Raw genomic sequence first — 5544 nt, 5'->3', positions numbered from 1 at the left:
CTATGCCTTAGCGGCGCTCGCGCATCGCTCGCAGACCGTGCGGGATCTGATCCTGTCGAACGTCACGCTCTGCTTCCTACTGCATCACTGGGCGGAGACACAGGGCTGGTCCGAGCAGCGGCTAATCGAGCTCGCGGGCCGCAAGCAGACCGAGATCCTCAGCGTTTTGGGACTGCCGCTATACCGACGCATGCTCAGGCTCATCGCCAAGCTTCGGATCGGCGAGTTCGACGCCTATGAGGTCGACCGGCTGTTGCGGGTGCTGCGTCAGGAGGCGGCCTGCAACGCCCTGGTGCATCAGCGCCAATTGAGCTGCCGGCTGGTAAAGATCCTTGAGGACTATCCCTGGGTTGCCGGTCGCCCGTTGCAGCGGTTGCTCTGCGATGCCTCCTAAACCGATGCCAAGGCCTCCCAGGTCGGATAGGGCTCGGGTGGCTGATAACCGCTCGTCGGTACCTCATAGGTGCCATCGATCACGGTGATGGCGCGCATCAGGTCGCTCGCGGCAGCCTTGCCCCGTCGTCGGTCATGCGCGCGCCACCCCAATAATCGTTGCCTGGCCAAGAGACCTGATCCCAGGCGATGATGCTGTAGAGCCGGCAGTCGCTGAGACCCTCACCCGCTTCGGCGTAATGCGTCGGCGCGCACAGCTGCGGACGCTCGGCATTGCCCTGCAGCAGCGGGCGCACGCGCAGCGAGAGCGCACCGACGTCGTGGCGCTCATTGCGGCATTCGCTGTAGGGATCGTAGTAGATCAGGCGAATGTGCGGCAGCTGTGGCGCATGACGTTGGAGCACTGCGATCAGCGCGCCTTTGAGCTCCTCGCCGAGCCTCCCGGCGAAGGGACCGGCGAACTGACCGCAGCCGAGTCCGGGGACGGTAATCAGGGCCGTCTGCCCGCGCTCGGCGGCATCCAGGTCCGCGTAGCGCAGCAGCGGCAGCAGGCGGCGTGCGTAGAGGGCGCGGTAGCCGACCGGGTCGAGCTGTCCGTCTTGGGTCACCGCTGGCCAATCTGCCGGCACACAACCGCGACCGTTGCGCAGCAGCGCTCCAGGGATGAACAGGAGCGTTGCCGACAGCGGCTCGGGATGCACGGCTGGACGGTGATAGCGGCCGTCATCGAAGATCCGCACCGGCACCGCCACGCCCAGATCGCCGAGTAGCGACAGCTCCGTCGGTGACCAGTCGCGCCCATCGCCATAGATGGCCGACTCGGCGAAGATCAACGGGCGTTTGGTGTGGACCAGGCACTCGAGGAAGGCGGCATCGCTGAGGCTGTCGGGGTCTTGATCACCCAGTTGGTCTCGCAGGTAGGCGCCGGCCTGGGCTAGACCCTGCTCGGCGAGTTGCTGGCGGTAGTCGGCCACCGCGCGGGCGCTGTCAGGATGCAGCAGCCACTGATAGGCGGGGCTGTTTTGAGTGTGATCAGTCATGGGCCGGATCGGTCAGGCGATGGCCATTTGAGTCGGATGCGTCGAAGCCGGCATGATGCCGCAGAATGCAACGGTGATGCTGTAGAACGCGCCAACGAGGCCATTCTAGCGTCTGCCAAGTCACCATCACCGCTGCTTTCCATCGCAACCGGAGTCTGACCATGGCCCTGATCCTTTATCTGCACGGCTTTGCCAGTGGGCCGAAGCCCAACAGCCCCAAGGTCGATCTGCTGCGTGCTCTCGGCCATGAGGTCCGTTGTCTGGCCACGCAGGGCGGCTATCGGCCCGAGGACTATCTGCGTGCAGCCGAGGCGGCGCTGAGCAAGTCGCCGACGTTCGACCTGTTGGTCGGCAGCAGCCTAGGTGGATTCTGGGCGCGTTACCTGGGCGCGCGCCAAGGCTACCCCTGGATTGGCTTGAATCCGGCCTTGCGTCCCTCGGCAACACTGGCAGGTTATCAGGGCCGCTTGCAGCGCTTCGATGTCGAGGCGAACTTCGACTGGACCTTGGAGGATGCACTCGCCTATCGGGCCTATGAGCAGGAGCCGCCAGATCCGTCGGTACCGGGGCTGATCCTGGTCGCGGCGGACGATGAGGTCGTCGATGCACAGGAGACGCAGGCCTTGGCCTCCGGGAGCGCGCTGCATGTGCTTGCGCAGGGCGGTCATGAGCTGGCCAACACCGCCGCCTATGCCGATGCGGTGGCCGATTTCATCACCAGGGTCACGGCAAGGCGCGGTGCCTGAGGCCAAAGCCATGCGGAAGAGGAGCAGCATCTATCGGCGCTGGACACGCGCATTGGCCGCAAGGCTGCAGACGCGGATTGACATGGAGACCCCCTGCCGCTGCTCGCCTGTGATCCAATGACCTGATGCTCGCCAAGCTCACCTCACTGCTGTTCATGGCCCTGCTCGGTCTGCTCCTGTTTGGGCTTCTGCTCTGGTGGTTGCAGCCCAGGCTGATCTTCTTCCCCTACGATCGGTTGCAAGCGACGCCGACGGATTGGGGGCTCGACTACGAGGAGGTCAAGCCGGTTACCGAGGACGATGTCACACTGCATGGTTGGCTGGTTGCGCCACCGAAACCGCGTGCCACAGCGCCGCGTACCCTGCTGTTCTTCCATGGCAATGCCGGCAATGTCTCGCACCGGGGCGATTCGATCAGGATCTTCACCGAGCTTGGGTTCGAGGTGTTGATCATCGACTATCGGGGTTATGGACGCAGCGAGGGTACACCCTCGGAGCCAGGGCTGTATCAGGATGCCACGGCCGCTTGGGACTGGTTGACGCAGGTGCGCGGTATCCCACCCGAGGAGATTGTTCTCTTCGGGCGTTCGCTCGGCGGTGCGGTGGCGACCTGGCTGGCGGCGCGGACCTCACCGGCGGCCTTGATCGTCGAATCCAGCTTTGATCGGATGCAGAGCTTGGCGGAGGTGCATTATCCGCTGCTCTCGCGCTTGGTCCCGCTGCGGGTGGCGTTCCCGGCCGTTGAGCAGATGGCGTCCGTGCACGCTCCCGTGCTGATCTTGCACAGCCCCGATGATGAGATCGTGCCGGTTCAGCTGGGGCGCCGACTCTATGAGGCGGCTCCAGATCCAAAAGGCTTCGTCGAGCTGCAAGGTGGCCATAACGAGGGTTTTCTGCGCTCGAAGCCCCAATATCAGCAGGCGCTGACTGCCTTTCTGGAGTCGATCACCGTACCGGATACCGTACACTGAACAGCGGCTGAGGCCGCAACACCGAGAGGGCCATGGGTCTTCAACCGCTTCACCTGCAAACATCGCTCGCGGCAGCCTGGCGCCTGCTGATCGACACCGAACAGCAACCGGCGAAGCGGCTGAACGGCCGCATATGCGCCTTCTTCCTTGTGCTGTGCCTACTCACGGGGTGCGCCATCGATGGCACGCAAGACGTCCGCTTCGTCAATGATTTCCTTGGTGAATCAGACTCGATAACGAACGTTTCCTGGACGGAGGTGGTGGGCATCGAACGCGGTCTTCCAAACGGCCATGCCAACTGACCACGCTTTGCAGCGGGCCTATGACGCCCTCGCCGCCGGCTACGAGGCCAACCGCGGGCTGTTTGACATGCAGCCGGTGCTGGATGATGTCTTTGCGTTGCTGCCCGCGCAGAGCGGTGCCTTGCTGGATCTCGGCTGCGGCGCTGGCGAGCCAGTGGCCAAGGCCTTCATCGAGCGCGGCTGGGACGTGACCGGCGTCGACTTCTGCGCGTCCATGCTCGCGCTGGCGGCGCGCGAGGTACCGGCCATGCAGACGATCCTGGCGGACATGCGCGAGGTCGCGTTCGCGGCCGGTCAGTTCGATGCGGTGACCGCCATCTACAGCCTGTTCCATGTCCCCTGCGCCGAGCATCCGGCGCTGTTCGAGCGCATTCACGACTGGCTGCGACAGGGCGGGCGTCTCCTGTTCACCTACGCCACGGCCGAGTACACCGGAGCGGAGCGGTTCGATGGCTGGAAGCCCTTTATGGGCCAGCGCCTGTTCTACAGCCACACGACACCGCAGGCGCTGCGCGAACAGCTGCAGGCCGCCGGCCTGCGCCCGGAGCAGGTGACCTTGCGTGAGATCGGTGGCGAGCGGTTTCTCTGGGTGACCGCGCGGCGGGATTGAGCCTCGATCTTGTAGAGAGTGTGAGCGTTACCAAGAGAGGCAGACCCGGTCACCGTTGGAGAAGGCGTCGATGTCTGCGTCGCACCCGCCTGGCCGACATTGGCCCTGGGTGTTGTTGATGCGGAAGGTGGCGATCTGCGCGTTGTCCGCAGCGAGCTGCTCCAGGGTGTCGGGCGCGTCGTCGCTGTAGCGAAAACGGCCACTTGTCGGCTTCGAACACCAGCCAACTCACGCCCTGACCGCTGCCGCTGCCGCCGATGCGCTGAGGGCCGTTGTCGTCGGCTAACGCGTCACTCAGGCGACTCGTTTTTTTGGTGTGGGACAAGCGGGCTTAATGCCCCTCTGTGCATCCTTTTTGCTTCGAGGTCCAGCATGGCGGGTTTCATGGGCGTGATCCTCAATCCAGTGCGACAAGCAGCAGGGTGAGCAGAAGCACGACGCCCAGCGCCACGGCCCAACCGGGCAGGGTCAGGGTGATGTCCGAGCGCAGCCAAGCGCGCAGGCGCTCGACGGATGAGCCGGTCGGGGTTTCGGGAGAAAGTGACATGGCGGAACCTCTTTTAGCGCTCATCCACCTGACATCGGGGATCATGACCGGCAATCAAGGCGATCCATCAGCCCATGCGGCCCCAAGGGTCCAGGGAGCCATGCTGGTTTGCGGGCCGTGATGGCGTTGGCGGTTAGTCATCCTGTTGGTGTCGTCGTCTCAATCTTCTCTGTTCCTGTCTGCTGCTCCTGCTGCCAACGCGCCTGCAGGGCGTTCAACCACTCCCGCGCCGCCAACTCCACCTCCCGCGCCTGATCCCGCTGCGCCACGGCCACCTGTTGGGTCTATCCCCACTAGGCGTCACCCTTAGCGTCCAGCGGGAACCACCGCGTTGAGCCAATCCGAGACGATCTCCACCTGCGCCGCTTCCTGGCCGTCGAAGAAGTGATCAGCGCCCGCAACCTGCACCTGGCGGTAACCGGCGTTGCCGCCAGCGGCTCCAGCCCGGCCCGGGGCACCTGAGACGACGGACTCGAGATCATGCTGACCAAACAGGTCCAAGGTCGGCACCGTCACGCGGCCGATCACCTCGGCGTTGTCAACACCGGCGTGCGCGCTGCCACTCGACAAGCCGATCGCGACGAAAGCCATCACGGCCTGCGGGTGGCTGGCCAGGTAGTGGTTGCTCATCGTAGCACCCAAGCTATGAGCGACAATGGCGATGCGGTCTTCGCCCTGCGCACGGAGAAACGCGATCGCCGCATCGAGGCGCGGCGCAACCTCATCCATGAGCGCGGCATAGTCGGCGGCGTTGGCGTCGTTCGCCAGCACCGGCATCTGAACGGACAGCGTGCTCCAGCCCTGTTCGGGCAGGCCGACACGCAGCGGATAGACCACCTGTGGCCAGTTGGGATGCACACCGATGCCATGCACGATCACGGCAGCTTGGTCGGTGTCCGCATCAGCTTCGGTGTAGAGGCCGAGGACGCTGTGTT

9 protein-coding genes are annotated in these 5544 nt (G+C 64.5%); 5 read left to right on the top strand and 4 right to left on the bottom strand.

The window, feature by feature from the left end:
• A partial coding sequence (locus VBE63_RS24115; RefSeq protein WP_323685561.1) for a hypothetical protein occupies window positions 1-394 on the top strand: 394 nt, incomplete at its 5' end.
• A 97-nt stretch (window positions 395-491) separates the two neighbouring features.
• On the opposite strand, the gene VBE63_RS24110 is transcribed toward VBE63_RS24115, so the two are convergent.
• On the bottom strand, window positions 492-1433 hold the full coding sequence (locus VBE63_RS24110; protein WP_323685560.1) for a hypothetical protein: 942 nt from the start codon (window positions 1431-1433) through the stop codon (window positions 492-494).
• Window positions 1434-1594: 161 nt separating this feature from the next.
• On the opposite strand from VBE63_RS24110, the gene VBE63_RS24105 reads away from it, so the two are divergent.
• The 4 genes from VBE63_RS24105 (at window position 1595) to VBE63_RS24090 (ending at window position 4062) form a co-directional block, all read left to right on the top strand.
• Window positions 1595-2179 (top strand): YqiA/YcfP family alpha/beta fold hydrolase, encoded by a 585-nt coding sequence (locus VBE63_RS24105; RefSeq protein ID WP_323685559.1) that lies wholly within the window; start codon window positions 1595-1597, stop codon window positions 2177-2179.
• A 125-nt stretch (window positions 2180-2304) separates the two neighbouring features.
• Window positions 2305-3150 carry an alpha/beta hydrolase gene (locus VBE63_RS24100; protein ID WP_323685558.1) on the top strand — a complete coding sequence of 282 codons (846 nt, stop codon included), beginning with the start codon at window positions 2305-2307 and terminating at the stop codon, window positions 3148-3150.
• 32 nt (window positions 3151-3182) lie between these two features.
• Window positions 3183-3452, top strand: coding sequence for a hypothetical protein (locus VBE63_RS24095; protein ID WP_323685557.1), 270 nt, complete (start codon window positions 3183-3185; stop codon window positions 3450-3452).
• Complete coding sequence (locus VBE63_RS24090) at window positions 3442-4062, top strand: class I SAM-dependent methyltransferase (protein WP_323685556.1); 621 nt, start codon at window positions 3442-3444, stop codon at window positions 4060-4062. The genes VBE63_RS24095 and VBE63_RS24090 overlap by 11 nt, the downstream gene beginning before the upstream one ends.
• A 397-nt stretch (window positions 4063-4459) precedes the next feature.
• Here the strand turns inward: VBE63_RS24090 and VBE63_RS24085 are convergent, their stop codons facing one another.
• The 3 genes from VBE63_RS24085 to VBE63_RS24075 form a co-directional block, all read right to left on the bottom strand.
• On the bottom strand, window positions 4460-4609 hold the full coding sequence (locus tag VBE63_RS24085; protein ID WP_323685555.1) for a hypothetical protein: 150 nt from the start codon (window positions 4607-4609) through the stop codon (window positions 4460-4462).
• 137 nt (window positions 4610-4746) lie between these two features.
• A complete protein-coding gene (locus VBE63_RS24080; protein ID WP_323685554.1) occupies window positions 4747-4884 on the bottom strand; it encodes a hypothetical protein in 138 nt (45 codons plus the stop codon).
• 31 nt (window positions 4885-4915) lie between these two features.
• The coding region (locus VBE63_RS24075; RefSeq protein ID WP_323685553.1) for an alpha/beta fold hydrolase at window positions 4916-5544 on the bottom strand (629 nt) is incomplete at its 5' end.

The sequence above is a fragment of the Lamprobacter sp. genome (genome assembly GCF_034860625.1).
In the GTDB taxonomy this organism is placed as follows: Bacteria; Pseudomonadota; Gammaproteobacteria; order Chromatiales; family Chromatiaceae; genus Lamprobacter.
Note: the sequence above shows the minus strand (reverse complement) of the source record. Positions and strands in the feature narration are given on the sequence as shown.

Coding starts and splice junctions, on each gene's coding strand:
- VBE63_RS24110 (WP_323685560.1), bottom strand. CDS start 1,433: ATGACTGATCACACTCAAAACAGCCCCGCCTATCAGTGGCTGCTGCAT.
- VBE63_RS24105 (WP_323685559.1), top strand. CDS start 1,595: ATGGCCCTGATCCTTTATCTGCACGGCTTTGCCAGTGGGCCGAAGCCC.
- VBE63_RS24100 (WP_323685558.1), top strand. CDS start 2,305: ATGCTCGCCAAGCTCACCTCACTGCTGTTCATGGCCCTGCTCGGTCTG.
- VBE63_RS24095 (WP_323685557.1), top strand. CDS start 3,183: ATGGGTCTTCAACCGCTTCACCTGCAAACATCGCTCGCGGCAGCCTGG.
- VBE63_RS24090 (WP_323685556.1), top strand. CDS start 3,442: ATGCCAACTGACCACGCTTTGCAGCGGGCCTATGACGCCCTCGCCGCC.
- VBE63_RS24085 (WP_323685555.1), bottom strand. CDS start 4,609: ATGTCACTTTCTCCCGAAACCCCGACCGGCTCATCCGTCGAGCGCCTG.